Genomic DNA, 23,785 nt, shown 5'->3' on the forward strand with positions numbered 1-23,785 from the left:
TCTCCCGCCTGAGATCCCGGGTCGGAGCCCGGGATGACGTGACTGGATCAGTACCTCCCCAGGGAGGGCTATTCGGGGTCGGCGGACGCCGGGCGCAGCCGGGGCGGATCGGTGGCGAACAACCGGGCCAGCACCCGCCGTCCGGACTCGCCGTCGTCGTGCGGGTTGAACCGGGCCTGCCACTCGTCGTACTTCGCGGCGTAGGAATCGACGCGCTCGGCTGCTGCCGAGCGGACCGCCGGGGCGACCAGGGCCGGGTCGTAGATCACCGGTCCGGGCGCCAGTTCCTCCAGGTCGAAGTACACCCCGCGCAGCGAATCGCGGTAGTCGTCCAGGTCGGGCACGAAGAAGATCATCGGACGCCCGGTGGCCGAGAAGTCGAACATCACCGAGGAGTAGTCGGTGATCAGGATGTCCGAGGCCAGGAACAGCTCGGTGATGTCGGGGTAGGTGGTCACGTCGAGCAGATGTTCGGCGGTCACCGCCTCGCTGATCTCGTGGGTGCGGGTGTGCCCCCGCAGCAGCAATGTGTACCCGTCACCGAGTTCGGCCGCGAGTGCGGCCACGTCGAGCAGCAACTCGGCCTTGGTCTGGTCGTCGCGCCAGGTCGGCGCGTACAGCACCACCGTGTCCTCCAGCGGGATCCCGAGCAGTTCTCGGATCGGACGGCCGTCACCGCCGGCCAGCGCGTCGTTGCGGGGATAGCCCTCTTCGAGGATCGGCCCCTCCCAGGCGTACGCCGAACGGAAGATCTCGCTGCTGTGCCGGTTCTGGCTGAGCAGCAGATCCCACTTGTCCCGCTCCTTCTTGAGCGCCCGCTCCTGGATCGGATCGAAGCCGGGCCGGTCGAGACCGATCCGCTTGAACATCGAGCCGTGCCAGGTCTGCAGCACCACCTGATGCGGCTGGTGGGCGAATTTGACCCGCAGCCAGTCGTTGGCGATCACCCACCGGGACCGGCCCCGGGCGTTCCACCAGGCCCGCGTGTTGTAGACCACCGGGACGGCGCCCGGCGGCACCCCGACCGAGTTGTCCACCACACCCCAGTAGCGGGTGAGTTCCGGATGCTCCGCGGCGATCAGCGCATCGAGGGCCCGCGGGTTGCAGGCGGCCGAACGCCCGTAGAACGACTCGAAGAAGACACTGTCCTCGGGTTCGAAGGTGGTGTTGCGGTACTCCTCCTCGAGGACCCGCTGGTGGTAGAAGCCCAGCTCGTCGTCGGCCCGCGGCGCCTTGACCCGGAACTGCAGCCGGCGCCCGCCGTCCACCTGGAACCGGAAGCGGAACAGCGGGTGCTGAGGTTCGCGCGGCAACTGGTCGATCAGATCGCTGTCGGTGCCGATCCAGAACCATTCGTTGCCGGCGGTGAGTCCGCGCAGGGTGTACGCGCTCGCCTTGGGCGGCAGCGGGGGCCTACCCCAGGTGCTGCTCATCAGCGGGCAGAACGCCTCGAACCGTCCGTCCTCCACCTGCAGTGTCGCCGGAAGGGTCTGGTGGGCACCGACGAACTGGAGCGACGCCCCGGTGGCATCGCCCCGTACCCGCCCGGCGACCCGGACGCCCAACTCCGGCTCGGTCTCGAACGCCACCGACGAAACCAGCAACGACACCGGCGTGTCCCGGATCAGCAGGCACCCGTCCGCGACGTAACCGCTCAGTTCACCGCCCTCGCCCAGTTCGGGACCCGGCCGGTTGACGGCCACCTGCAGCCGACGGCCGTCACGGTCGGTGACCCACGCCTCGTACCAGGCGTGCCGCACCCATCCGTGCAACCCGTCCACGTCTTCGGCGACCAGTCCCGCGCCGGTGGCGCCGGCCGGTGCCGGCGGCGGCAGTTCACCCTCCAGTCGCAGCACCCCGGACGCGTCGCCCGCCGCGGCCAGCGGGACCACACCGGTCTCGTTGACCAGCTCACCGCCGGTCAGGCCCTCGCCGCGCACCTCGAGCAGCATCCGGCGACCGGAGAACTCGAGCGAACCCAGCGTCGCGACGGGCTTGCGGACGTCGATGACCAGGCCTTCGTCGGCCACCCAGCGCGGCACCACCTGGACGCCGTCCAGCGCCCGAGCGGACGGGAACTTGGCCGAGCCGCCGCCGAAACGCTTCTCGAAGCCTCCGGTGCGGGTGCGTCCGCGCCCGAAAACGCTGACCTGTGCACGCAACTGCATCGGCTCGCCGCCGAACAGGCCACCCAGGTCGAACACGGCGCGGAAACCCGTGTTGGAGTAGTCGAAGTCGCTGTCCTTGGTCCGCCCGCTGGCCGCGAGGTCGCGGCGGAACTCGACAGTCGCCGGCACCCGCAGCCGACCCGGCCCGGCGAGCCAGACCCGCACCACCGGCGGTTGATCGGGGAACCCGATCCCCCGCTCGAACGCGAAGCCGGTGATCTCGAACTGGTGGTCGTTCAGCCAGCGCGCGCTCTGCAGCTGGGCGACCCAGGCGACCGGCTTGCGGGCGACCAGGCTGACCAGGCGCCGCGACCCCAGCAGGGTGGTGCGGTACACCTTGTGCAGCACCGAGTCCGGATTGTCGTTGATACGCCGGAGGGTGAGATAGACCGCACGCTTGTAGAAGTCGATCCGCGACGCCATATGTTTCCTCAGTTGAAAATGGTGGCCTGCGAACGGGCCCGCTCGATGATGTCGGCGATCGCGATCGATTCAGCCGTGCGCAATTTGAACGATTCCGGGGTCTGATTGCGGATCATCCAGGCGAACTCGGCAAGCTCGTAACGCAGGCCGTCGCCGTCGAATTTGTAGTAGTACTTCTTGTTGTGCGCCTGATTCTCGAAGCGCGCCTCGAAGTATTCGGTCAGCCACCACGGCGCCGGCACATAGACATAGCCCTTGGTGCCGGCCACCACCAGTTCGCCTTCAGCCTTCACCCCGATACCGGTGCGGGCCGAGGCGATCGCATGCTTGTAGACGATGTCGATGCGGGAGTACAGCTCGACCTCGCTGCCCTCCGGCCGATACGAGTAGGTGCGTACGTCGACGTAGTCGGTGCCGAGCAGCTTGACGATGGCCAGCAGCGGATAGGTGGCCAGCTCGGAGATGCTGCCGCCGTCCTCACCGTGCAGTTCCCGGCCCTCGTGGACCAGCTTGGTGAAGGTGGCGTCGACCGACCGGACGGTGCCGATGGTGCCGATTCGGGCGACCGCCACCATGCGCTGGAAGCCGGGCGCGAACGCGGTCTTGATGGCCTCGACCAGCACCACCTCGCGGGAGGCGGCCAGTTCGTACAGCTCGGTCGTCTGCTGCTTGCTCAGCGTCATCGGCTTCTCGCACAGCACATGGACGCCGGCCTCGATGGCCGCCCTGGCGTAGTCGTAGTGGCTGGCGTGCGGCGAGGCGATGTAGATGGCGTCCACATGCTGCAGCAGGTGCTCGAAGGTCTCGTTGGCCCATTGCAGCTCGCAGCGCTCGGCGAACGCCTTCGCCTTGTCGTAGTTCCTGGTGTAGACGGCTTCGACGCTGACCCCGCTGACGTAGCGCGCCTCGGCCACGAAGCGGGCCGCGATCCGTCCGGCGCCGACGATGCCGACCCGCATCACCCCGCCGGATTCATTGCGCAGCTGGGTGCTCGACACACCTTTGGTGCGGTCCAGGTAGACGACCTTGCAGTAGTCGTTGAGGTAGTCGAATTTGCCCAGCCAGTCCGAGCCGATCGCGAAGATGTCGACGTCGTACTTCTGCATGTCCTGGACCTTCTGGCCCTCGTACTCCTCGATGATGATCTCATCGGCGAGGCCGCTGTCCTGCACATTGCGAATACGATCCATCAGGCTCTGCCGCACATTCAGCTTGCCGCGGGAATCGTCGTAGTTATCGGTGGTGACACCCACGATCAGGTAGTCGCCGAGCTCCTTCGCACGCTCCAGCAGCCGGCGGTGACCCTCATGGAACAGATCGAACGTGCCGTAGGTGATGACCCTCACCGATGTCCTCCTCGCAGAATTCGCGTCCCGGACTGCCGCACGGGCATCGACATGGCAGGCTGGGGCGGACTCAAGTATCGCAGGAGTCGGAGAGGTATCGATGGATCGCATCATGCGCGCCGCGGCGGGGCGGGGACGTGCGGCGTGGCGAGCGCTCAGTGGCACCCCGGAGCAGGCCCGTCCAGCGAAGAAGAAGGCACCCGCAGCCGGCACCGGCGGCCCGGCACTGGCCAAGCGATCCGATCCGATACCGGCGATGCAGCCGTTCCCGGATGCGCTGTACCTGTTCGCGGTGGGCGGGTTGCCGCGGAATTTCGCCGGCCGGACGTCGTCGATCTTCGCCAAGGCCCGGCTGTTCAAGGAACTGGCCGGCGTCGATTCGGCAGTACTCACCTTCAACCACTCCTCCGAACTGGACGACGTCACCCAGTTGTTCCGGCAACGCGGCTCGCTGATCGACGGGATCACCACCGTCAACCTGCTGGACCACCTGCCGGACGACAGCACCCGGGTCGGCCCGCCGGTCAGCCATCAGCTGGACGAACCCGGCCTGCACCCGATCAAGGACGCCGACCAGGAGCTCTACCGGTTCTACGACGACGAGGGCGTCTACCGGATCTACAAGCGCTTCGACTACGCCGGCCGGCTGATCGTCCGGGACTGGTTCACGGTCAACCGCAACCGCACCAGGCGGGACGAGTTCCGGCTCGACGGAACCATCCGGCGCACCGTCTACATGGACCTGGTGCAGAACCGGCCGCGGCAGGACATCTACTACCGCAACGACGGCACCCCGCACTTCAACCTGTGGCGAGTCACCGAGCCCGAGACCGGACGCCACTACATCGAGCAGGTCACCCTGTTCGACGCCGAGGGCCGGCCGAGCCGGGTGCTGAGCGGGTACGAGGAGATCCTGCACAGCTGCCTGGACAACTACCTGGCCGGACGGCGCGCCTTCATCTGCACCGAGGCCCGCGACGTCGACCCGTGGATGCTGTCCTATCGCCGCCCCAACGTGAAGCGGCTGTTCGTGCTGCACAACACCCACGTCCGGGCGCCCTACGACAACATCAAGCGGATCCGGCCCAGCTATCAGGCACTGTTCGCCCACCACGACGAGGTGGACGCCACCGTCTTCCTCACCGACACCCAGCGGGCCGAGGCGGAGGCGGTGTACGGAAAGCAGCAGAACTTCCGGGTGGTGCCGCATGCGGCGCCCGCGGTGTCGCCCGACCCGACGGTGGAGCGGGATCCCAATCTCGTGGTGATGATGGCCCGGCTCGATCCGCAGAAGCAGATCGACCATGCGCTGCGGGCGTGGGCACGGGTGCACCGCCGGCTGCCCGAGGCCCGGCTGGAGATCTACGGCCGCGGCCCGCTGCTGACCCAGCTGACCGAGCAGATCAAACAGCTCAACCTGGGTTCGTCGGTCACGCTGGCGGGGTTCACCACCGATCCGCACGGCGTCTACCGCCGGGCCGGGCTGTGCATCATGACCAGCAAGTACGAGGGCGCACCGCTCACCCTGCAGGAGGCGTTCGCCCTGGGCTGCCCGGTGGTCAGCTACGACCTGCGCTACGGCCCCTCCGACATCATCGAGGACGGCGTCAACGGCTTCCTGGTGCCCTACGGCGATCAGCGGGCGATGGCCGACACCATCGTCCGGTGCCTGACCGAACCCGGGCTGCTCGCCCGGCTCTCCTCGGGCACCGTGCCGGCCGTCCGGCCGTTCACGCCGGAGTCGTGCGTCGCCCGCTGGTCCGGCCTCTACAACGAACTCGACGCCCAGGGCTGGACCGAGCCGTCCTGACCGCGGGCGAGGGTCAGTCGCCGGCCCGGTTGCGACGCACCATCAGCACCGCGCCCCAGCCGATCAGCCCGGCCACCACGATGCCGCCGGCGACCAGCCAGCCGGCTGCCGAATTGTCGGACGCCGCCGGCTGCTCGGCGGGTGCGGTGGCGGTCGGCGAATCCGACGGTTGCGGCGTCGCCGCCGGCTCACTGGGCGAAGCGGAAGTCGACGGGCTGGCCGGCGTGGACTCTCCCGGTTTCGCCGGCTCGGTCGCGTTGGGGTCGGGGTTGGCCAGTACCGGCGGCTGCTCCTCCTCGCCGACCCAGACCTCCTTGTCGAGCGGCGTCCAGTTGCCCTTGCCGTAGGCGAACTGGAAGGCACCGCCGCGCGGCTTCCCGGAGGCGTCGCTGGTGCGGTAGTAGACGCTGTAGGTGCCCTTGGGCAGGTCGAAGTCCAGCTGGCTGGTGACGTTGGTGCCCTCGACGATCAGGGCGCCGGTGGTCACGTTGCGACCGCCCGCGTCGAACACCAGGATCTTGGCGAGCTTCGCGCTGGCCTTGGTGCGAAAGGCGAGGGTGACCCAGCCGGGCACCTCGGACAGTTCCTGGCGCGGCTGGGGGTCGCTGCCGACCAGATAGTCATCGGCCGCGCGGGCCCGGGTGCCCCCCAGTGCGAGCACCGACAGCGTGCCGATCAGCAACGCGGCGAGTAGTCGGCGGTAACGCATCGAGGCCACCCTTCGTCACACGGGCGCGGTGTGCACCCTGGAATCCTCGGGCCCACCACAGTACCGGGGTACGAAGTGGCGAAGCGGGAACCCACGGCTTCCTGGGTTATCATCCTCAGGAAATCCTAATCAAGGCACCGCTGAATTTCGCCGCGCCGGCGGATTCTCGCCGGTGTGACGAACTCGGGGGTATGGATGCCGTTCTCGGCCAACCGATCCAGCTGGAAACAACGCCTTCTCGCGATGCTGGGCGTCGCCACGCTGCTCACCGCGATCGTGGCGACCCCGGCGGGCGCCATCTCGTTCACCATGGACGACAACACCGGTGAGGCGCAGGCCGTCCCGCAGGACCTCAGCGAGTGTCCGACGCTGACCTCGGAACCGCGTGCGTTCGAGGCCTGGTTCAACACCGACGACATGGAGTACCGGGGCTACCTGGACGCCAAGAACCAGTCGCCGTGGAGCTACGCCAACCGGATGGCCCAGATCGTCTGCGGCGCCAAGAAGAACTCCACGATCATGATCGGCATGTACTTCATCCGGGCGATCGGCACCACCGATCGGCCCGAGTCCGACAGCGAGATCATCTGGCGTGCGATGGAGTACGTGAAGAAGAAGCGCAACGTCAACATCGGCTTCGTGATGGACGGCGGCAGCATCACCCCGGCCTCGGCGAAATCCAACATCGTCAAGCGACTGGTCAGCAGCAAGATCGCCAAGATCTACTGGTGCTACAACGGCTGCTTCAACACCAACAAGTCGAGCGTGTACCCGTACGCGATCAACCACGAGAAGTTCATGACGATCTCGGACACCCTCTGGGCCGGCGATGACAAGAAGCATCCCGCGGTGTTCTCGTCGTCGGGTCAGTTCGCCCGCAGCCAGGTGCGCACCTACTGGCAGGAGGCGTCCCTCATCTACGGCGACCAGAAGCTGTACGACAACTTCTCCGCCCGCTACCAGAACATGAAGATCTGCTCGGGCTCGACCACCGGCTCGGCCGACTGCAAGAAGGGCAAGTTCGTCACCGTCGGCGACGTCAAGCCGACGCTGAAGAAGGACCGCGGCATCTGGATCGACACCCTCTACCGGCACTACACCGACTCGGGCCGCGGCACCTCGGTCTCGTTCAGTCCACAGCCGAAGGACGTCGACGACTACTACTCGGCGCAGTTCAACGACGTCGACTGCCTGGTCGACAACAAGATCCGGGTGGCGATGTACCGGCTCACCATCACACGGGCAACGATCATGGTGAAATCCCTGGTCAGCCTCAAGAACCGGGGTTGTGACGTGAAGATCCTGCTCTCCCAGCAGGGCGGTGCGCAGACCGTGTCGAAGGACGTGGTGAAGGTGCTGAAGAAATACAACGCCACCACCATGGTGCGCTGCACCAAGGTGCCGATCCACACCAAGATGATCCTGATCACCCCGGCCACCAGCAACGCCGGCCGGGCTCTGTTCGGCACCGCCAACATGACCACGTCCGGGCTGCGCTACAGCGAAGAGCACGTGATCACCATGGACACCCGCCGCGCCAACAACGCCACCGCCGAGGACATGCGCCGGGCGATCGGCGTCTACCAGGCCGGCTGGAACGAACTGAACCAAGGGAACAGGGCCTGCAAGTGACGAACCGCAGCACAACAATGAGACTGGGCCACCGCAGCCTGATCGTCGCGATCATCGGCACCCTCGCATTCGCCCTCAGCGTGGTCGCTCCCACGCCGCGGGCGAACGCGGCGCTCGGCAAACCGACCAGCGTCTCCGCCAAGGCCATTTCGGGTTCGAACGGCGTCACCGTGACCTGGAAGGCCCCCTCCGACGGCAAGCCGGCCGCCTACCGGGTCTACTACGGCACCAGCTCGAGCCGATCGAAGGCCTCGTCGAAGTATGTGACCGGATCCCCGCTGACGCTGTCGGCACTGAGCACCTCGAAGACCTACTACGTCTGGGTCCAGCCCTGGAGCGCCGCCTCCAGCAGCGGCTCCTCGACCGGCGCGGTGAGTTCGGCGGTCAAGGTCAAGACGTCCAAGTTCTCCTACAAGGCGCCGATCGCGATCCAAGCGGTCAACCCGACCAAGACCAGCATGGAGATCACCTGGCGCACGGTGACCGGCTCCCCGGGCTATGTGCTGCGGGCCGAAGCCAAGGGTGAGAAGACCAAGTACCAGTACGGCTTCGACGGCTCGGCGGTGTTCACCGGGCTGAAGCCGGGTGTCAGCTACAAGTTCACGGTGGCCAACCGGCTTCCCGTGGCGGGCAACACCGACCTGCCGGGCATCCGGATGAGCGGCTACTCCAGCGCCAAGTCCACCAAGTCGACCAATCCGGCCACGGTGAAGCTGCCGGACGGCACCACCACCCCGATGTACGACCAGCCCACCAGCTTCAAGGTCACCGACACCGATCACGAGAGCATCAGCCTGTCCTGGAAGGCGCCGCAGGGCTACGACGCCGACAAGCACCTGTTCCGCGTCTACTGGGCCGAGAACCAGGAGATGACCGATCATGACGCCTACGCCAATCTGACCGGCACCTCCGGCAAGGTCAAGAAGCTCAGCTCCAACACCAACTACTACCTCCGGATCCGGATGGTGCAGAACTTCACCGACGCCAAGGGCAAGGTGACCACCGTGGCGGTCTCCGACCGCACCGAGGCGATCATGGCGAAGACCCGTTCGCCGAAGGGCTTCATCTCCGGCACCGTGACCGGCGCCGGCGGCAGCACCCTCGCCGACTACGTGGCGGTGGCCTACTCCAAGTCGTCCGGCGACGTGAACGCCCAGGTGCCGGTCTCGACCTCGGGCAAGTACAAGCTCGAAGTGCGCCCCGGCGACTACTACGTCCAACTCGCCTACGTGGGCAGCGGCAACTACACGACCCAGTGGGTGAACACCAAGGGCACCGCGTACGCCCGGGAGGAGGGCACCGTGGTCAAGGCCAAGCTCGGCAACACCCCGGTGACCGCCGACACGGTGAGCATCGGTCAGGGCAGCATCCTCACCGGCAAGGTGGAGGGCAGCAACGGCAAGCCGGTGCGTGACGTCTTCGTGGCCGCCCGCACGGGCTGGACCAAGGACCGCGAAGTCGTGTCGCAGTTCGCCACCAACAGCGCCGGCGAGTTCACCCTGCGTGGGCTGCCGCCGCGCAAGGGCGTGTACATCCGGATCAACGGCTCGCTGATCGGCCGGGGGGCGGCGTCCTCGGCGCTGATCACCACGCCGGCCGCCGGTGACGACAAGAGTGTCGGCACCATGAAGCTTCCGAACTGAAGGGCCACCGCGTGGTGACGTCATCGCCGTGGCGCAAGGCGTTGGGGCGGGGACGCCGCGCGCTGGCCACCCTGGTCGGCGCCCGGGGGACGGTGGCGCCGGCCACGCCGCCGTCCGCTGATTCCGACGCGACCGCCCGCTACCGGCAACGCGTGGCGACGGGTGAGTCGTCCGGCCGTGCCGCCCTGGCCGTCGCTCGTGAGGCGCTGGCCGCCGATTCCACGGCGGAGGCGTTGCAGCTTGGGTACGGGCTGCTCCAGCAGCCGGCGACGGCCCAGGCCGGCCGGGCGGTGCTCGGGTTGTGCCACCTGGCCACCTCGACCCCGGCGCAGGCCTGGGCCGAGTTCGAGGCGGTGCAGGACGTCGAGCTGCGCGGCGCCGCCTGCCCCGAGTACGCGATCGCCGGTTTCGGTGCCGATCCGGACGGCTGCGCCGCACGCTGCACCGCCCTGGTCGGCGAGGCACCCGCTTCGCTGACCGGCTATCCCGCGCTGGTGCTCGCCCGTCACGCCTTCTCGGTGGGGCATGAGCCGCTGGCCCGGCTGACCGCCGACGTCGCCGAGGCCGGCGGATTCGGAGAACTCACCGACTACTGGGCGAGCGAGTTCACCCGGCTGCGCAGCTGGTTCACCGACGGCTTCCGGCGGGCACCCCAACCCGGCCTGAAGGCCGACTTCCGCTTCGGGGTGCTCGACTACAAGCAGCCCGACAACGCTTCACGCAACGTCGGCGACTACATCCAGACCCTGGCCAGCCTGGGCCACCTCGTCCGCCAGCAGGGTTTCGAGTTCGACGGCGATCCCGAAGTGGTCGCGGCCATGCGGTCGCTGCGAGGCACGGTGAAGCCCGAGCGGCTGATCGAGGGGCCGTCAGCGCGGGTTCAGCTGGTCGAGGTGCAGCGGGACGGCAGCGTGTATCAGGATCTTCCGGCGCCGACCTGGGCGGTGATGTTCGGCTGGTACCTGCATCCCACCTTCTCCGGCGGCTACAACCTGCCGTTCCATCGGAATCTGCGGCCGCTGTTCGTGTCGTTCCACCTGAACAAGCCGGACGCGCTCACCCCCGACGCGATCGACTACCTGCGGCGGTGGGCGCCGATCGGCTGCCGCGACTGGCAGACGGTGGCGCTGCTGGACGCCGCGGGCGTCCCGGCCTTCTTCTCCGGTTGCATCACCACCACCGTCGACACCGTATTCGCCCGCACCGGCCCGGACGAGCGCACCGGCACCGCCTACATCGATGCCCAGGAGGCACCCGAGGAGGGTGAGCAGATCGAGCAGTCGGTCGGCGACATCCGTCCGCTGCCGCTGGCCGAGAATCTGGCGCTGGCCCGGGAATGGGTGCAGCGCTACCACGCCGAATACGCCGAGGTGAGCACCAGCCGGCTGCACAGCTACCTGCCGGCGCGCTCCGTCGGTTGCCGGGTCGACTTCCGTCCGAAGAATCCCAGCGACCCGCGCTTCGGCGGCCTGATCGGCATCGACGACGCGGCCTACGAACGCATCCGCCACGGCATCCTGGACAAGCTGGCCGCGATACTGCCGCTGCTGGCGCAGCACACCGACGAGGCGGAGGTCTACCGACACTGGCGCGAGCTGTGCGCACCCGATGTCGCCGCCGCGCAGGAGTTCCTGGGTTCCTTCGGCTTCGGACGCCGTCCGCTTCCGCAGGTCACCCTGCCGAGCGTCGGTGCCCGGGTGATCGTGGTCAACGCACCACGGGCGAGCAAGCCGCTGCGCCGGCTGCTCGAGTCGGTCTCCCGCCATGCGGCCGGCTACGACGTGATCGTGGTCGGCGCGGAAGCCGACTTCGGCGAGGGTGTTCACGTCGTGCCTGCGCCGGCGGGCCAGGAGTTGACCATGGCCGCGGTGCTCGACGCCCTTCCGGACGCCACCCGCGCCCTGGTGCTGACCTCCGACGCTGTGCTGCGCGACGACCCGGCGGCTCTGTTCGACACGCCCACGTCGGCGTCCGGACTGGCCGCCGAACTCGACGTCCGTCGTGCCCGGCAGAGTCTGTCGGTGCTGATCCGCCGGGTCTCCGCCCGGCAGGGTGACGAACCGGGTCGGGCCTTGGCCTTCGTGGCGTCCGCGCACCGGCGCTGCGGGCACGGCCGGCAGGTGCCGGACGCCCGGGCCTGCGTGATCGACGTCGCCGCCCTGCGCGCCGCCGGCTGGTCCGACCTGGCCGGTGAGCTGATCGGCACCTACTCGGCACGCTTCGCCGAAGCCCTGGCCGTGGTCACCGCAGGCGACTTCCAGCCGCTGCCGAGCCACGCGCTGACCCGGGTCGCCCTGGAGCGGCACGATCCGGACGCCGTCGTACTGCTGGGTGCGGGCGCGGCTCGGATCCGCCCGTCCACGCTGACCGGGAGCTGACCGCATGACGGATTTTGCTAGCCTCGACGCCATGTCCGACGCCCCCGCCGCGCCGCCCAAGGTGGCCATCATCGTGGTCAGCTACAACGCCTTGTCGTACGCCAGGAAGATGCTGAAGAGCCTGCGCACGACGCGGGGTGTCGACTACGAGTTGGTGGTGGTCGACAACAACAGCGGGCGCAAGACCAAACTGTTCTGGACGGCGATGCGGTTCCTCGGCCGGGTCAACCGGCTGGCCCTGCTGGACCGCAACACCTTCTTCGCCGAGGGCTGCAACATCGGTGTCGCGATGGCGCCCCGCGACGCCAGCCACATCCTTCTGCTGAACACCGACACCGAGGTGCGGGATCCCGATTGGCTGCGGCGGATGCTGGCCGTGCACGAGCGCGGCGCCACCGGCCTGCGCTACGTCACCAGCGGCCCCTGGCCGCGCAGCGACGGGTTCTGCCTGCTGGTCGACCGCGACGCCTGGGGCGACGGCCTCGACGAGCAGTTCCAGTGGTGGTGGTCGGTGACCGCGCTGGAGGCACGCCTGCTGCGCGACGGCCTCCAGGTCAGCGCCGTCCGCGACTACGAGGACGTGCTGGTCCACCATTGGGGCAAGAGCGGCAAGGCGTTCAAGAAGGCCCGCTCGGGCGACGCCAGCAAGGAAACCGTGGCGGGCTGGTTCGACGGCCACCACGTCCGCGTCATCGATCAGCTGCCGGCCGTCACCGACTGAGCCCGGGGCTGGTTTGGTTTCGACAAGCTCAGCCAGTGGGTGGAGAAGCTGGTTTCGACAAGCTCAACCAGCGGTGTGATCCGGCTCAGGACTTGACCCGGAACTCGTTGCGAATGCTGGCCGCGTGGGCGACCGCCTCGGCGGTCAACCGGTCGGCCTCGGCGACGAAGGTGGCGGTCGGGCCGTTCGGATGATCGCCGAGCACCCAGCGCTTGATCTCCAGCCGTTGGGTGCGCTGGCTGTCGCCGCTCACCACGTCGTCCATCACGGCGGTGAAGTTCTCCAGCGAGCGCTCCATGATGTACGAGGCGCGCTGGGTCGGGAAGGTGTGGAAGAACAGCTCCCGGGAGAGCCGCCGCGGGTTGGTGGTCACCAGCGGCCGCTCGGTGTAGAGGAAGTCGGTCACCACGCTGGAGATGTCCGAGATCATCGCGTCGGCCATGTCGAAGCACTGGTACAGGGTGAGTTCCGATTCAGGACCCACGTAGAGGTGGTTGCCGGGATGCCTGGCCAGCAGGTCGACGATCGCCACCCGGGCCTCCACCATGCCCGGACGCTGCACGCCGCTGGCCGGGTGCGGCTTGAAGATCACCCGGACGTCGGGGTACTGGGCCAGGATCCGCTCGATCATCTGCGGGCCCATCCGCTCCAGCGAGGAGTAGTTGGACTCCTCGTAGTAGCCCTCGAAGGTGGGCGCGTAGAGCACGGTGAACGGGCTACCCGCGGGCAGCGGTCCCACGCGCAGCGACTCGACCTGGGGGCGTCCGACGATCGCGTACTGCTTGCGGGGCATGTGGATGCCGGCCGCTTCGTAACGCTCCACGGCCGCCTCACCGGCGACCCAGACCTCGTCGTAGACTCGGGCGACCGGGTTCGCCGAGGTGGATTTGTCGCTGTCGCCGTGGTTCAGGAAGACGTGCTTGAGCCGCGCCTCACGCAGCAGGTGGACGTTCTTCCCGGCGTTGGCCAGGTAGAACGCCAGCTTCACGCTCGGCCTGGTGAGCTCTTCGCAATGCCGGGTGCTGGGGGCGTAGACCACCGGCAGCGTGGTGGGGCGGATCGGCTTGAGGTGGCTGGCCTCGCGCACCATGATGAACGCCCGCTGGTGGATCTTCTCGATGGTGGGCACCCACTGGTTCAGGATGTACTGCGACTGCCCGGCGTCGGCGGACATGTAGACGACCGCTTCGGGGCCGAAGGCGTCCAGTTCGTCGGTCACCTCGCGGGCGATCCTCGCCTGGGACTCCTCCGAGCCGAGCCTCCGTACCCGGCGGGCGTAGCCGGCCGAGATCGCCGCGATCGCGGCGACGAAGACGATGCCGATCAGCAGCACGATGAGCCAACCCAGGCCGAGCGTGGCTGCGATGCCGACCAGCACCGCGGCGACGACATCGGTGGTGACCAGCCACTTCGGCATCCAGCTGGACTGCCGGTACAGCCGGGCGAAGGCGATGGTGGACGCCGGCTGCTGCCCTTCGGGCCGGTAGATCAGCGGCGGCTGCTTGGCGGCCAGCCAGGCCGTTCCGGCCACCTGCACCAACTGGGCGAGCAGCACGATCAGCAGCATCGCGGCCCAGGCGAGCGCGGCCACCGGGTGCTCGATCCTGGCCAGCACGGCCAGCAGCAGAATGCCGCGGAGCAGCAGCCGCACGTGGCTGGGCATGCCGAGCCGGCGCATCAGCAGCGTCTCGCGCTGCAGCTCGCGGCTGGCCAGGTAGTCGATGAACGCCGTCAGTCCGTAGGCGACGACGGCCGGCCACAACCAGCCCAGCAGCGCCGAGACGACCAGCACCACCCACAGCGCCACGGTGGCGACCAGGAAGTGCCGGTTGACCAGGTCGGACACCGGAACCAGCCAGCGGGCCAGCGGACGCTCCCCGATCACCGCGCCGGCGAACTCGAAGGAGCGCGGCATCCGTACCGGCTGCTCCGCCTCGGCGGTCTTGGGCGGGGTGGAGACCGTCACCGTCGGCTCGGGCGCCGTCGCGCTCGGCTGGGCTTCCTGGTCACTCATCGCGTCCTCCGACATCACCGTTTCGACTCCTCATAGGCGCTGACGACCTCGTCGCTGGGGCCGTCCATCATCAGCACGCCCTTGTTCAGCCACAGCACCCGCTCACAGGTGTCGCGAATGGACTTCATCGAATGCGAGACCAGGAAGATGGTTCCAGCCTGGTCGCGGATCTCCCGGATCCGCGCCTCGCTGCGTTGCCGGAAGCGCCGGTCGCCGACGGCCAGCGCCTCGTCGACGATCAGGATCTCGTGATGGCGTGCCGCGGCGATGGCGAACTTCAACCGGGCCTGCATGCCCGAGGAGTAGGTCTTCATCGGCAGGTCGATGAACTCCTCCAGCTCTGAGAAGGCGACGATGTCGTCGCGCATCTCGCCGATCTCCTTGGACGAGAAGCCCATCGCCAGGCCGCCCAGCACGATGTTGCGCTCGCCGGACAGGTTGGGGATCAGCGCGGCGCCGACGCCGAGCAGGTTGGGCCGGGCGGAGGCGTAGACGGCGCCCGACTCGGGCGGGGTGAGCCCGGTGATGGCGCGCATCAGCGTCGACTTGCCCGAACCGTTCGACCCGATCACGCCGATCGACTCGTTCTCGTAGGCGACGAACGACACGCCCCGGAGGGCGTGCACCTCGCGGACGCCGCGCCGGGTGCGGGACAACAAGCCGCCCTGGGTGTTGCGGGCCACCTTGCCGCTGCCGTAGGCGCGGTAGACGACGTGCAGTTCGTCGACCATCACCGCGGGACGGCGGTTCGGGTCGAGCGTCAAGGCGGCTTCAGTCACGTCCGTACCTCTCCTCGGCGACCCAGAAGAAGACCAGCCCCACCACGAAGGTGATCACCGCGTAGAGCGAGAAGTACAGCCAGTAGTACGGGTTGTAGGAGCCACCCATCAGCGAATGCCGGGCGATGGTGAGCACCTGGTAGAGCGGGTGGAAGTCGTACACCGCGATCACCCACGGGTGTGAGTCGAAGATGCGGTTGACGTCGAACAGCACGCCCGAGGTGTAGAACAGGATCCGCGAGATGAACGGCAACACCTGGGTCAGGTCGCGCACATGCACGGTGAGCCGGGCCGCGATCATCGCGATGCCGGCGTTGAACAGGGTGTAGAGCGCGAGCAGCGGCAGCAGCAGCAGCCAACTCCAGTCCGGTGTGTGGCCGAGCAGCGGCAGGATCAGCAGCAGCAGCCCCATCGAGGGCAGCAGCGACAGAAAGTGCTCCATCACCTCGGCCAGCGGCAGGGTGAGCCGCGGGAAGGCCAGCGACTGCACCAGCGACTGGTTCCCGGTGATCGACTTGGCCCCGTCGGACAGGCTCTTGGAGAAGAACTGGAACAGGAAGACGCCGATCACCACGTGCGCCACGTAGTCGGTCGGCCGCCGGTCGCTCTGCAGGAAGTAGAAGATGGTGCCGTACACGATTGCGTTCAGCACCGGCTGCAGCAGCAGCCAGACGATGCCCAGCCGGTTGTCGTCCAGATCGGCTCGCAGCCGGAACTGCGCCATCTTGACGATGAACTGGCGACGGGCCCAGGTCTGCTTCAGATAGGAAGCCAGCGGAGGGCGCGCCCCCACCCGGTGCAGCCCACGGTCAGCTGCCAGTTGGGCCACGGTCATGGATGGACGGGACCTCCGATTTCAGGGCGAAGCCGATTGCCTCGCCACGCCTCGTGCAGTCTAGTGCCTAGGCCGCTGAGACTGTCGCGCTCACGCTTCGGGGTGGCGCACTCGGGAACCGGACGCCGACGAGCCGCCGCCGGAATGGTCCCGGCGGCGGCTCGTCGTGGTGTCAGGAGCGGTTCTGCAGGTAGTAGCTGACCAGGTTCTTGGTCGACGGATCCTGCGCGTCGAGGGCGGCGGTATCGCCGGCGACAGCCGGCGCGATCTGCAGGGCGAGCTGCTTGCCCAGCTCGACACCCCACTGGTCGAAGCTGTCGATGCCCCAGATCGAACCCTGCACGAAGGTGATGTGCTCGTACAGCGCGATCAGCTGGCCGACCACCGACGGGGTGAGCGCCGGCGCCATGATCGACGTGGTGGGCCGGTTGCCCTGGAACACCCGGGCGCTGACGATCGCCTCCGGCGTCCCCTCGGCCCGAACCTCCTCGGCGGTCTTGCCGAAGGCCAGCGCCTTGGTCTGGGCGAAGAAGTTGGCCAGGAACAGCTCGTGGACGTCGACGTCGCCGTCCTTCAACGCATGGGTCGGGTTGGCCACCGCGATGAAGTCGGCCGGGATCAGCTGGGTGCCCTGGTGGATCAGCTGGTAGAAGGCGTGCTGGCCGTTGGTGCCGGGCTCGCCCCAGAAGACCTCACCGGTCTCGGTGGTCACCGGCGAACCGTCGAGCCGCACACCCTTGCCGTTGGACTCCATGGTGAGTTGCTGCAGGTAAGCGGCGAACCGGTGCAGGTACTGCGCGTAGGGCAGCACCGCGTGCGACTTCGCCTTGACGAAGTTCACATACCAGATGTTCAGCAGGCCCATCAGCAGCGGCACGTTCTTCGCCGGCTCGGTGCTGACGAAGTGCTGGTCGAGGGCGTGGAAGCCGCCCAGGAAGTCGGCGAAGTTGTCCGGGCCGAGGGTGAGGATCAGCGGCAGGCCGACGGCGGAGTCGACCGAGTAGCGGCCGCCCACCCAGTTCCAGAAGCCGAACGCGTTGGCCGGGTCGATGCCGAACGCCTCCACCCGGTCGAGCGCGGTGGAGACGGCGACGAAGTGCTTGGCCACGGCGTCCGCGCGCTGCTCGTCGGAGCCGTCGATGGCCCCCGACTCGGTGAGCTCGTTCAGCAGCCAGTCGCGGGCCATCCGGGCGTTGGTCAGGGTCTCCAGGGTGGTGAAGGTCTTGGACGCGACGATGAACAGCACCGTCTCGGGGTCGACGCCCCGGGTCTTCTCGGCCACGTCAGTGGGGTCGATGTTGGAGACGAAGCGGGCCTCGATGCCGGGCGTGACGTAGGGCTTGAGCGCCTCGTAGACCATCACCGGGCCGAGATCGGAGCCACCGATGCCGATGTTGACGATGGTGCTGATCTTCTTGCCGGTGACGCCGACCCACTCGCCCGAGCGGACCCGCTCGGCGAAGGCGTACATCGAGTCGAGCACCTCGTGCACCTGCTCGACGACGTTGACGCCGTCCACCTCGAGCACGTCGCCCTTGGGACGCCGCAGCGCGGTGTGCAGGACGGCGCGGTCCTCGGTCACGTTGATGTGCTCGCCACTGAACATCGCGTCGCGATGGGCGGCCACGCCGGTCTCGTCGGCCAGCTGGACCAGGGCGTTCAGGATGTCGTCGTCGATCAGGTTCTTCGACAGGTCCACGTAGAGGTCGGCCGCGGTGAAGGAGAGCCGGGAGGCACGCTCCGGATCGGCGGCGAAGGCGCCGCGCAGATCGGGGACGAGCCCGTCGTGGAGTTGCTGGAGCCGCGTCCAGGCCTGGGTCGTGGTGGGATCAACGGGTGTCTGCATGGCCGCAGCCTAACCAGGTGACCCGGGCTGGTCACGCCCAGCGGGCGGAATCTCCCGCCCGCTGAACGCGGAGCACGAAGGTGGGAAGGTCAGCGATCCTTGACGGCCACGTGGACGTGGTCCATGTGGTTGGCGGTCGCGCTGCCCCGGTCGGCCATATGCCGCCAGGTCGGCCGGTACGGCGTCCAGATCTGCTGCCGGTAGATGATGTGGTCGACCCCGAACTCCTTGGCGTGCGCCACCAGGAAGTCACGGATCGCGTAGCCCTGGGAGGTGTTGGAGTAGGTCATGAAGTCGATCGCCCGGCCGAACTGGTGCACCGACAGGCTGTGCGCCCGCCAGCCACCGACGTTCTTCACGTTCCAGCGGGCCATCACGGCGCGGTAGACCACCATCGCCTCGGGCTGCAGGCCGAGCACCGAGCCCTTGGGCACCTTGCGCTTGGCGGCCGGTGCGTTGGCGTCGGCCACCTGCTTCGGCGACGGCTTGGAGTTCGACAGCGCCGAGTTCAGCACCCAGGCCTGGCGGTTCTTCACCCGCACCATGCGGTACTTGCCGTTCACCTCGGGGGTGACGACGACCTTGTCGGCCGCATCCAGGCTGGCCACCTTCGACGCGCCGGACGCCGGGGCGGAGACCGCGGTCGCCTTGTCCTTGGCGTACATCGTCCGGGTGGGCTGCAGCGTGGGGCTCTTCACCGCCTTGCTGGCGGCCGCGACGGCGAGGGTGTCCTCGGCGGCGATCTGCGGACGCGACACGTCGCGCGAGACGGCGGCCGCATCGCGGCCGGACACGTCCGGCGTGGTCATCGGTGCCGCGATCGGGGCGGCCACGGCCGTCCCGGACATCGCCAGCGCACCGGCGGTCGCCGTGACGGCGAGGCCGAGGAACGCGGCGCCGATCCGGTCGGCGGCGTTCAGGTGCCAGCCACGGCGGCTCGGCTTCGAAGCTTCTGGTGCCTCTTCCAGGTGCGACTCGGTGGCAGCGGGGCCCCCGGCCCGTCGCGGCTGGTACATACGGCACAACCTCCTGAGAAATCTAGGACGATTTCTAAAGTTACTCTAAGGATTGGTCTCACCCCAAATCGAGGTGCCCCCTCACCCGGGCAGGCCCGCACCGCGCACTCGACGACACACCGCCGGGCAGCCGGACCACCGCTCAGTCCAAGCGATAGCCCTGGCAGCGATGGCGCAGCCCTGACAGGTCGGGCTCGGTGATGTCGTCGGCACCGAAGGCGCCCACCGGGCAGACCGCCAACGCTCCGGCCTCCAGCCACATCTCGCATTGGAAGCGTTCCAGCTTGCCGGTGGCGATCAGCGGTTCACCGGGGAACATCGCGGTCAGCGTCTGAGCGTACAGGGAACCCAGCGCGTCGCACGGAATCACCTGGACGGCGGCCGGCTCGAGCTCCAGCGCGGCGGCCACCTCCGCGGGCGTCAGGCCACCGAGGACGACCGGGGTCCCTTCCGCGGCGGCCAGCAACCCGGCGGACGCGAACGGCGAGAGCAGCAGGTCGGCCGTGCCGCGCCCGGCGGCCACTCGGACCTGATCGGCGGTGCGCAGGTTGCTCACCCCGAGCCGCACCCGGCGTCCGAACACCTCACGCAAGCCGACCAGCTCGGCGCGCCGTTCGAAGGGGACGGTCCAGGCCGCCAGCCCCTCCTGGACGAGCACCTCGCCGGCGGCGACCAGGTCGTCGGAATCACCCACCGGCAATTCCACGATCATCCGGCTGCCCGCCAGCACCTCCACCCACTCCATGGGGCATCAGGCTAGTGGCCCGGCCGGCAGCACTAATGTGACGTCATGGAACTGAGCAGCGACGCCATCCCAGCCGGCTCGACCATCGAGCCCGCCTACGCCGAGCCTTCGTGCGGCGGCCAGAACATCAGCCCCGACCTGCGCTGGTCGGGGGCACCCGAGGGCACAGCGAGCTACGCGCTCACCTGTTACGACCCGGACGCCCCGACCGGCAGCGGCTGGTGGCACTGGATCGCCTTCGACATCCCGACCGACGTCACCGCGCTGGACGCGGGTGCGCCACTCCCGGCGGCGGCCCGGGAGTGGCGCAACGACTACGGCTACGACGGCTACGGCGGCCCCTGTCCCCCGCCCGGCCCAGCACACCGCTACGTCTTCACCGTGTACGCCCTCGACGTGGCCGAACTCGGCGTCCCCGAGGGCGCCACCAGCGCGGTCTGCCGGTTCAACCTGCTCGCCCACGTGCTGGCCAGCGCCTCGTTCACCGCGACCTTCGCCGTGGCCGGCTGAGATGCCTGCCGAGCCGCCCGCCCTTCCCGCCGACTCCAAGGACTGGACCTGGGTGATCGCCCAGGGCTGCCCCGAATGTGGCTGGACGCCACCGCCGTCCGCCGAGATCGCGCCCCGCGTCCGGGCCACCGTTCCGCGCTGGCGAGCGGTGCTGAACCGCGACGACGTTGCCGTCCGGACCCGGCCCGAACGCTGGTCGGCGCTGGAGTACGGCTGTCACGTCCGTGACGTCTGCCGGGTCTTCGCCGGCCGGCTCGACCAGCTGCTGACCGAGGACAACCCCACCTTCGCCGATTGGGATCAGGACGCCGCCGCCCACGAGGGCCGCTACTACGCCGAGGATCCGGCCGGGGTCGCCGACGACTACGAACGCGACTCCGAGCAGATCGCCTCGGGTTTCGCCGCCGTCCGGGCCGATCAGTGGGAACGCAAGGGCACCCGCAGCAACGGCTCGCTGTTCACCGTCGCCACCCTGGGTGCGTACTTCCTGCACGACCTGGAGCATCACCTGGTCGACGTCGACGGCTGAGCCCCGGCCACCGCTGGTCGAGTTCGACCCCGCCGGTCGAGCTTGTCGAGACCCACCACCGTCAGACCCGGTTTCGACAAGCTCAACCAGCGAGCGACACGGCACTCTCCGAGTCGCTCACGATACTGTGGTTGAGATTTCAAGAAAGGCTCCGGACGTGCCCAATCCCACCCTGCAGGTCATCGTCGCCAGCACCCGCCCTCGCCGCGTCGGACGCTCGGTCGCCGACTACATCGTCGAACGATTCGCCGCCCACGGCGGCTTCGAGATCGAGGTGGTCGACCTCGCCGAGGTCAACCTGCCGCTGCTCGACGAGCCGCACCACCCGCGGCTGGGCCGCTACGAACACGAGCACACCAAGGCATGGAGCGCCACCATCAGCCGCGGCGACGCCTACCTGATCGTGATGCCCGAGTACAACCACTCGTTCAATGCGGCGCTGAAGAACGCCCTCGACTACCTGAACGCCGAATGGCGGGGCAAGCCGGTCGCCGTCGCCAGCTACGGCGGCGTCAGCGGCGGCACCCGGGCGGCGTCCGCGATCACCGAGGTGCTGGTCACCCTCGGCATGATCGTGTCCAACGTGGCGGTGGCGATTCCGATGGTCCAGTCGCACCTCAGCGACGGCCGCTTCGTCGGCTACCCGCAGGTCGACCAGGCCATCGAGGCCACCCACACCGCACTGCTCACCCTGACCCGCGGGCTGACCGGCGCCTGACGTGGCCATCCTGCTCGATCCGCCCCGGTGGCCGGCCCACGGCACCGAGTTCGGCCACCTGGTGTCCGACTCCTCGCTGGACGAGCTGCACGCCTTCGCCCAGGCGGCCGGCGTACCGGCCCGGGCGTTCGACCACGACCACTACGACGTCCCGGTCGCGCGTTACCCGGATCTGATCGACGCCGGCGCGCTGCAGGTGCCGTCCGGTGAGCTGTTGCGCCGCCTGGTGGACGCCGGGCTGCGCGTCCGGCCGCGGGATCGGACGCCCAAGCGAACCGTCGCGCTCGCCTCGGCCCAGGCGTCCTGGCAGGCGCTGCTGCCGAACGCCCCGGCATTGGCCGACGATTTGCTCGCACGCTGGTCGGAGCCACACCGGCGCTACCACGACGTCCGGCACCTGGCGCAATGCCTGGCCGCGCTGGATCAGCTGGCGGCCGACACCGCTGTGCCACGCCCGGTGACGCTGGCCGCCTGGTTCCACGACGCGGTGCACCAGGGCGAACCGCAGCGCGACGAGGAGGCCTCGGCAGAGCTGGCGCAGGACTCGCTGACCCCGCTGGTCGGCACCGCAGAAGCCGCTGAAGTGGGCCGGCTGGTGCGCACCACGATCGCCCACGACCCCGATCCGGGCGACCTCGACGCGGCCCTGCTGGTGGACGCCGACCTGTCCATCCTCGGCCAGCTGCGCGGCCGCTACCACGTCTATCTGCGCGACGTGCGCGAAGAGTACGCCCGCTACGACGATGAGCAGTTCCGGCAGGGCCGGCTGGCGGTGGTGCGCGGGCTGCTGACGCGGCGTCCGCTGTACTCCACCGAGACCGGACGCCGGCTCTGGGCCGCCCGCGCCGAGGTCAACCTCACCGAGGAGCAGGCCCGGCTGACCCGTTGAGGAAACGCTGACCAACGTGACCACCGTTGGTTGAGCTTGTCGAAACCCGGAGGAAGGGATCTCGACAAGCTCGATCAGCGATGGGTCAGTACGTCCTTGACCTCCGGCTGGCCTGGGCGCGGCCTGACCCACCGCGCTCTACCGTTTCCGCATGACCTCCCGCTACCGACTCCTCGACATCGGCTGGGTGCTGGCGACCAATCTGTTCGTGCTGGCCGGCGTCATCGTCTGGGACTGGCCGGCGGGCAACGTCTTCCTGGTGTTCTGGATCGAGAACGCGATCCTCGGGGTGACCACCGCGGTGCGGATCGCCACCGCCGAGGGCCCCGTGGAGGGGCAACCCCGGTCCGATTCGATACTCAGGTTCCCCACCTGGGGCCGGGTCGGCTTCTTCGTCGTCCACTACGGGATCTTCTCGTTCGTCCATCTCGTCTTCGTGACGATCCTGGCGATCGGGGCCGGGGTCGAGTGGAGCTTCTGGGCGCTCGGCATGCCGGCACTGTTGATCGCGCTGCGCTACGTCGTCGATCTGGTTCGGGACTGGTTCCTGGGCGGACGGCGCCGCCGGGTGAACGCCGAGCAGGCATTCTGGTCGCCCTATCCGCGGCTGATCGTGTTGCACGTCGCCACCCTGCTGGGCTTCTTCGTGGCGTTCCCGTTCGGCAGTGGCGGTCTCGCCCGGGCACCCTGGTCGGCCGCCGTCGACGGAGTGCGAGCCTGGCTGGCGTCCTTCGGCTACTCGCTCAGCACCGGTGTATTGCTGGTCGCGCTGCTGATGATTCTCAAGACGGTGGCCGATCTGGCCACGATCCGCGGTTGGACCAGCCGGTTGCGCCCCGCCGACTGAACCGGCCGGCTCCGGGCGCGCGAACACCATCCGCCGGCTGCGGAACGCCGGACTATCGTGACGCCGTGCTTCCGCCCGTCACCCATCGACGACGCCTCCGGGTCTGCCTCGCCGCGCTCGCAGCCGCCGCACTCACCGGTTGCGCGGTCGCGCAACCGGCCGTCAGCACCGCCCCGGCTCCCCCGTCGCCAGCTGCCTCGGCCAGCCCGGCCGTCCCGTCCGGCACC

19 protein-coding genes are annotated in these 23,785 nt (G+C 68.6%); 10 read left to right on the forward strand and 9 right to left on the reverse strand.

The genetic code is table 11. The features are described from left to right. Positions 1–68 precede the first annotated feature (68 nt). Both QM624_RS12940 and QM624_RS12945 read right to left on the reverse strand, forming a co-directional pair. On the reverse strand, positions 69–2,591 hold the full coding sequence (locus tag QM624_RS12940; RefSeq protein WP_415092442.1) for a CDP-glycerol glycerophosphotransferase family protein: 2,523 nt from the start codon (positions 2,589–2,591) through the stop codon (positions 69–71). Between the two features lie 8 nt (positions 2,592–2,599). After that, entirely contained in the window at positions 2,600–3,937 is a 1,338-nt protein-coding gene (locus QM624_RS12945) for a Gfo/Idh/MocA family oxidoreductase (RefSeq protein ID WP_415092444.1), read from the reverse strand. A gap of 100 nt (positions 3,938–4,037) precedes the next feature. Between QM624_RS12945 and QM624_RS12950 the strand changes: the two genes are divergently transcribed. Further along, positions 4,038–5,747 (forward strand): glycosyltransferase, encoded by a 1,710-nt coding sequence (locus QM624_RS12950; protein ID WP_415092446.1) that lies wholly within the window; start codon positions 4,038–4,040, stop codon positions 5,745–5,747. A 13-nt stretch (positions 5,748–5,760) separates the two neighbouring features. Here the strand turns inward: QM624_RS12950 and QM624_RS12955 are convergent, their stop codons facing one another. Further along, positions 5,761–6,456 carry a copper resistance CopC family protein gene (locus QM624_RS12955; protein ID WP_415092448.1) on the reverse strand — a complete coding sequence of 232 codons (696 nt, stop codon included), beginning with the start codon at positions 6,454–6,456 and terminating at the stop codon, positions 5,761–5,763. Positions 6,457–6,630: 174 nt separating this feature from the next. Between QM624_RS12955 and QM624_RS12960 the strand changes: the two genes are divergently transcribed. Genes QM624_RS12960 through QM624_RS12975 form a run of 4 tightly spaced genes read left to right on the forward strand, consistent with a single transcriptional unit; the run spans position 6,631 to position 12,830 of the window. Further along, positions 6,631–8,088: a phospholipase D-like domain-containing protein gene (locus tag QM624_RS12960; RefSeq protein WP_415092450.1), complete on the forward strand. Its 1,458-nt coding sequence runs from the start codon at positions 6,631–6,633 to the stop codon at positions 8,086–8,088. Positions 8,089–8,105: 17 nt separating this feature from the next. After that, positions 8,106–9,731 (forward strand): fibronectin type III domain-containing protein, encoded by a 1,626-nt coding sequence (locus tag QM624_RS12965; protein WP_415092452.1) that lies wholly within the window; start codon positions 8,106–8,108, stop codon positions 9,729–9,731. A gap of 11 nt (positions 9,732–9,742) precedes the next feature. Beyond that, positions 9,743–12,109, forward strand: a complete 2,367-nt coding sequence (locus QM624_RS12970; protein WP_415092454.1) for a hypothetical protein — start codon at positions 9,743–9,745, stop codon at positions 12,107–12,109. Between the two features lie 31 nt (positions 12,110–12,140). After that, positions 12,141–12,830 carry a glycosyltransferase gene (locus QM624_RS12975; RefSeq protein ID WP_415092456.1) on the forward strand — a complete coding sequence of 230 codons (690 nt, stop codon included), beginning with the start codon at positions 12,141–12,143 and terminating at the stop codon, positions 12,828–12,830. A gap of 85 nt (positions 12,831–12,915) precedes the next feature. Here QM624_RS12975 and QM624_RS12980 read toward each other — a convergent pair whose 3' ends face one another. The 6 genes from QM624_RS12980 to QM624_RS13005 all read right to left on the reverse strand — a co-directional run bounded on the left by QM624_RS12980 (position 12,916) and on the right by QM624_RS13005 (position 20,065). Continuing rightward, positions 12,916–14,844 carry a CDP-glycerol glycerophosphotransferase family protein gene (locus QM624_RS12980; RefSeq protein WP_415092458.1) on the reverse strand — a complete coding sequence of 643 codons (1,929 nt, stop codon included), beginning with the start codon at positions 14,842–14,844 and terminating at the stop codon, positions 12,916–12,918. A 14-nt stretch (positions 14,845–14,858) separates the two neighbouring features. Next, positions 14,859–15,623 carry an ABC transporter ATP-binding protein gene (locus QM624_RS12985; RefSeq protein WP_415092460.1) on the reverse strand — a complete coding sequence of 255 codons (765 nt, stop codon included), beginning with the start codon at positions 15,621–15,623 and terminating at the stop codon, positions 14,859–14,861. Next, positions 15,616–16,458, reverse strand: a complete 843-nt coding sequence (locus QM624_RS12990) for an ABC transporter permease (protein WP_415092462.1) — start codon at positions 16,456–16,458, stop codon at positions 15,616–15,618. The genes QM624_RS12985 and QM624_RS12990 overlap by 8 nt, the downstream gene beginning before the upstream one ends. A gap of 172 nt (positions 16,459–16,630) precedes the next feature. Then, complete coding sequence (gene pgi / locus QM624_RS12995; RefSeq protein ID WP_415092464.1) at positions 16,631–18,304, reverse strand: glucose-6-phosphate isomerase; 1,674 nt, start codon at positions 18,302–18,304, stop codon at positions 16,631–16,633. An 89-nt stretch (positions 18,305–18,393) separates the two neighbouring features. After that, positions 18,394–19,320 (reverse strand): hypothetical protein, encoded by a 927-nt coding sequence (locus QM624_RS13000; protein ID WP_415092466.1) that lies wholly within the window; start codon positions 19,318–19,320, stop codon positions 18,394–18,396. Between the two features lie 142 nt (positions 19,321–19,462). Next, complete coding sequence (locus tag QM624_RS13005; protein WP_415092468.1) at positions 19,463–20,065, reverse strand: hypothetical protein; 603 nt, start codon at positions 20,063–20,065, stop codon at positions 19,463–19,465. 45 nt (positions 20,066–20,110) lie between these two features. Here QM624_RS13005 and QM624_RS13010 point away from each other — a divergent pair, with 45 nt between their 5' ends. The 5 genes from QM624_RS13010 to QM624_RS13030 all read left to right on the forward strand — a co-directional run bounded on the left by QM624_RS13010 (position 20,111) and on the right by QM624_RS13030 (position 23,558). Then, positions 20,111–20,575 (forward strand): YbhB/YbcL family Raf kinase inhibitor-like protein, encoded by a 465-nt coding sequence (locus QM624_RS13010; protein WP_415092470.1) that lies wholly within the window; start codon positions 20,111–20,113, stop codon positions 20,573–20,575. A gap of 1 nt (position 20,576) precedes the next feature. Continuing rightward, complete coding sequence (locus QM624_RS13015; protein WP_415092472.1) at positions 20,577–21,104, forward strand: DinB family protein; 528 nt, start codon at positions 20,577–20,579, stop codon at positions 21,102–21,104. Positions 21,105–21,261: 157 nt separating this feature from the next. Beyond that, entirely contained in the window at positions 21,262–21,822 is a 561-nt protein-coding gene (locus QM624_RS13020; protein ID WP_415092474.1) for an NADPH-dependent FMN reductase, read from the forward strand. A 1-nt stretch (position 21,823) separates the two neighbouring features. Next, positions 21,824–22,711 (forward strand): DUF4031 domain-containing protein, encoded by an 888-nt coding sequence (locus QM624_RS13025; RefSeq protein WP_415092476.1) that lies wholly within the window; start codon positions 21,824–21,826, stop codon positions 22,709–22,711. Positions 22,712–22,862: 151 nt separating this feature from the next. After that, positions 22,863–23,558 (forward strand): DUF6498-containing protein, encoded by a 696-nt coding sequence (locus QM624_RS13030; protein WP_415092478.1) that lies wholly within the window; start codon positions 22,863–22,865, stop codon positions 23,556–23,558. Positions 23,559–23,785 lie beyond the last annotated feature (227 nt).

Origin of the sequence: Micropruina sp., from assembly GCF_047606365.1 — a bacterium.
In the GTDB taxonomy this organism is placed as follows: Bacteria; Actinomycetota; Actinomycetes; order Propionibacteriales; family Propionibacteriaceae; genus Micropruina.

What these genes read in the sequence shown, in the direction of transcription:
- QM624_RS12965 (WP_415092452.1), top strand. Translation starts at nt 8,106, where the DNA reads ATGAGACTGGGCCACCGCAGCCTGATCGTCGCGATCATCGGCACCCTC.
- QM624_RS13000 (WP_415092466.1), bottom strand. Translation starts at nt 19,320, where the DNA reads ATGTACCAGCCGCGACGGGCCGGGGGCCCCGCTGCCACCGAGTCGCAC.
- QM624_RS12950 (WP_415092446.1), top strand. Translation starts at nt 4,038, where the DNA reads ATGGATCGCATCATGCGCGCCGCGGCGGGGCGGGGACGTGCGGCGTGG.
- QM624_RS13005 (WP_415092468.1), bottom strand. Translation starts at nt 20,065, where the DNA reads ATGGAGTGGGTGGAGGTGCTGGCGGGCAGCCGGATGATCGTGGAATTG.
- QM624_RS12980 (WP_415092458.1), bottom strand. Translation starts at nt 14,844, where the DNA reads ATGAGTGACCAGGAAGCCCAGCCGAGCGCGACGGCGCCCGAGCCGACG.
- QM624_RS12990 (WP_415092462.1), bottom strand. Translation starts at nt 16,458, where the DNA reads ATGACCGTGGCCCAACTGGCAGCTGACCGTGGGCTGCACCGGGTGGGG.
- QM624_RS12975 (WP_415092456.1), top strand. Translation starts at nt 12,141, where the DNA reads ATGTCCGACGCCCCCGCCGCGCCGCCCAAGGTGGCCATCATCGTGGTC.
- QM624_RS13010 (WP_415092470.1), top strand. Translation starts at nt 20,111, where the DNA reads ATGGAACTGAGCAGCGACGCCATCCCAGCCGGCTCGACCATCGAGCCC.
- QM624_RS13030 (WP_415092478.1), top strand. Translation starts at nt 22,863, where the DNA reads ATGACCTCCCGCTACCGACTCCTCGACATCGGCTGGGTGCTGGCGACC.
- pgi (WP_415092464.1), bottom strand. Translation starts at nt 18,304, where the DNA reads ATGCAGACACCCGTTGATCCCACCACGACCCAGGCCTGGACGCGGCTC.
- QM624_RS12955 (WP_415092448.1), bottom strand. Translation starts at nt 6,456, where the DNA reads ATGCGTTACCGCCGACTACTCGCCGCGTTGCTGATCGGCACGCTGTCG.
- QM624_RS12940 (WP_415092442.1), bottom strand. Translation starts at nt 2,591, where the DNA reads ATGGCGTCGCGGATCGACTTCTACAAGCGTGCGGTCTATCTCACCCTC.
- QM624_RS13015 (WP_415092472.1), top strand. Translation starts at nt 20,577, where the DNA reads ATGCCTGCCGAGCCGCCCGCCCTTCCCGCCGACTCCAAGGACTGGACC.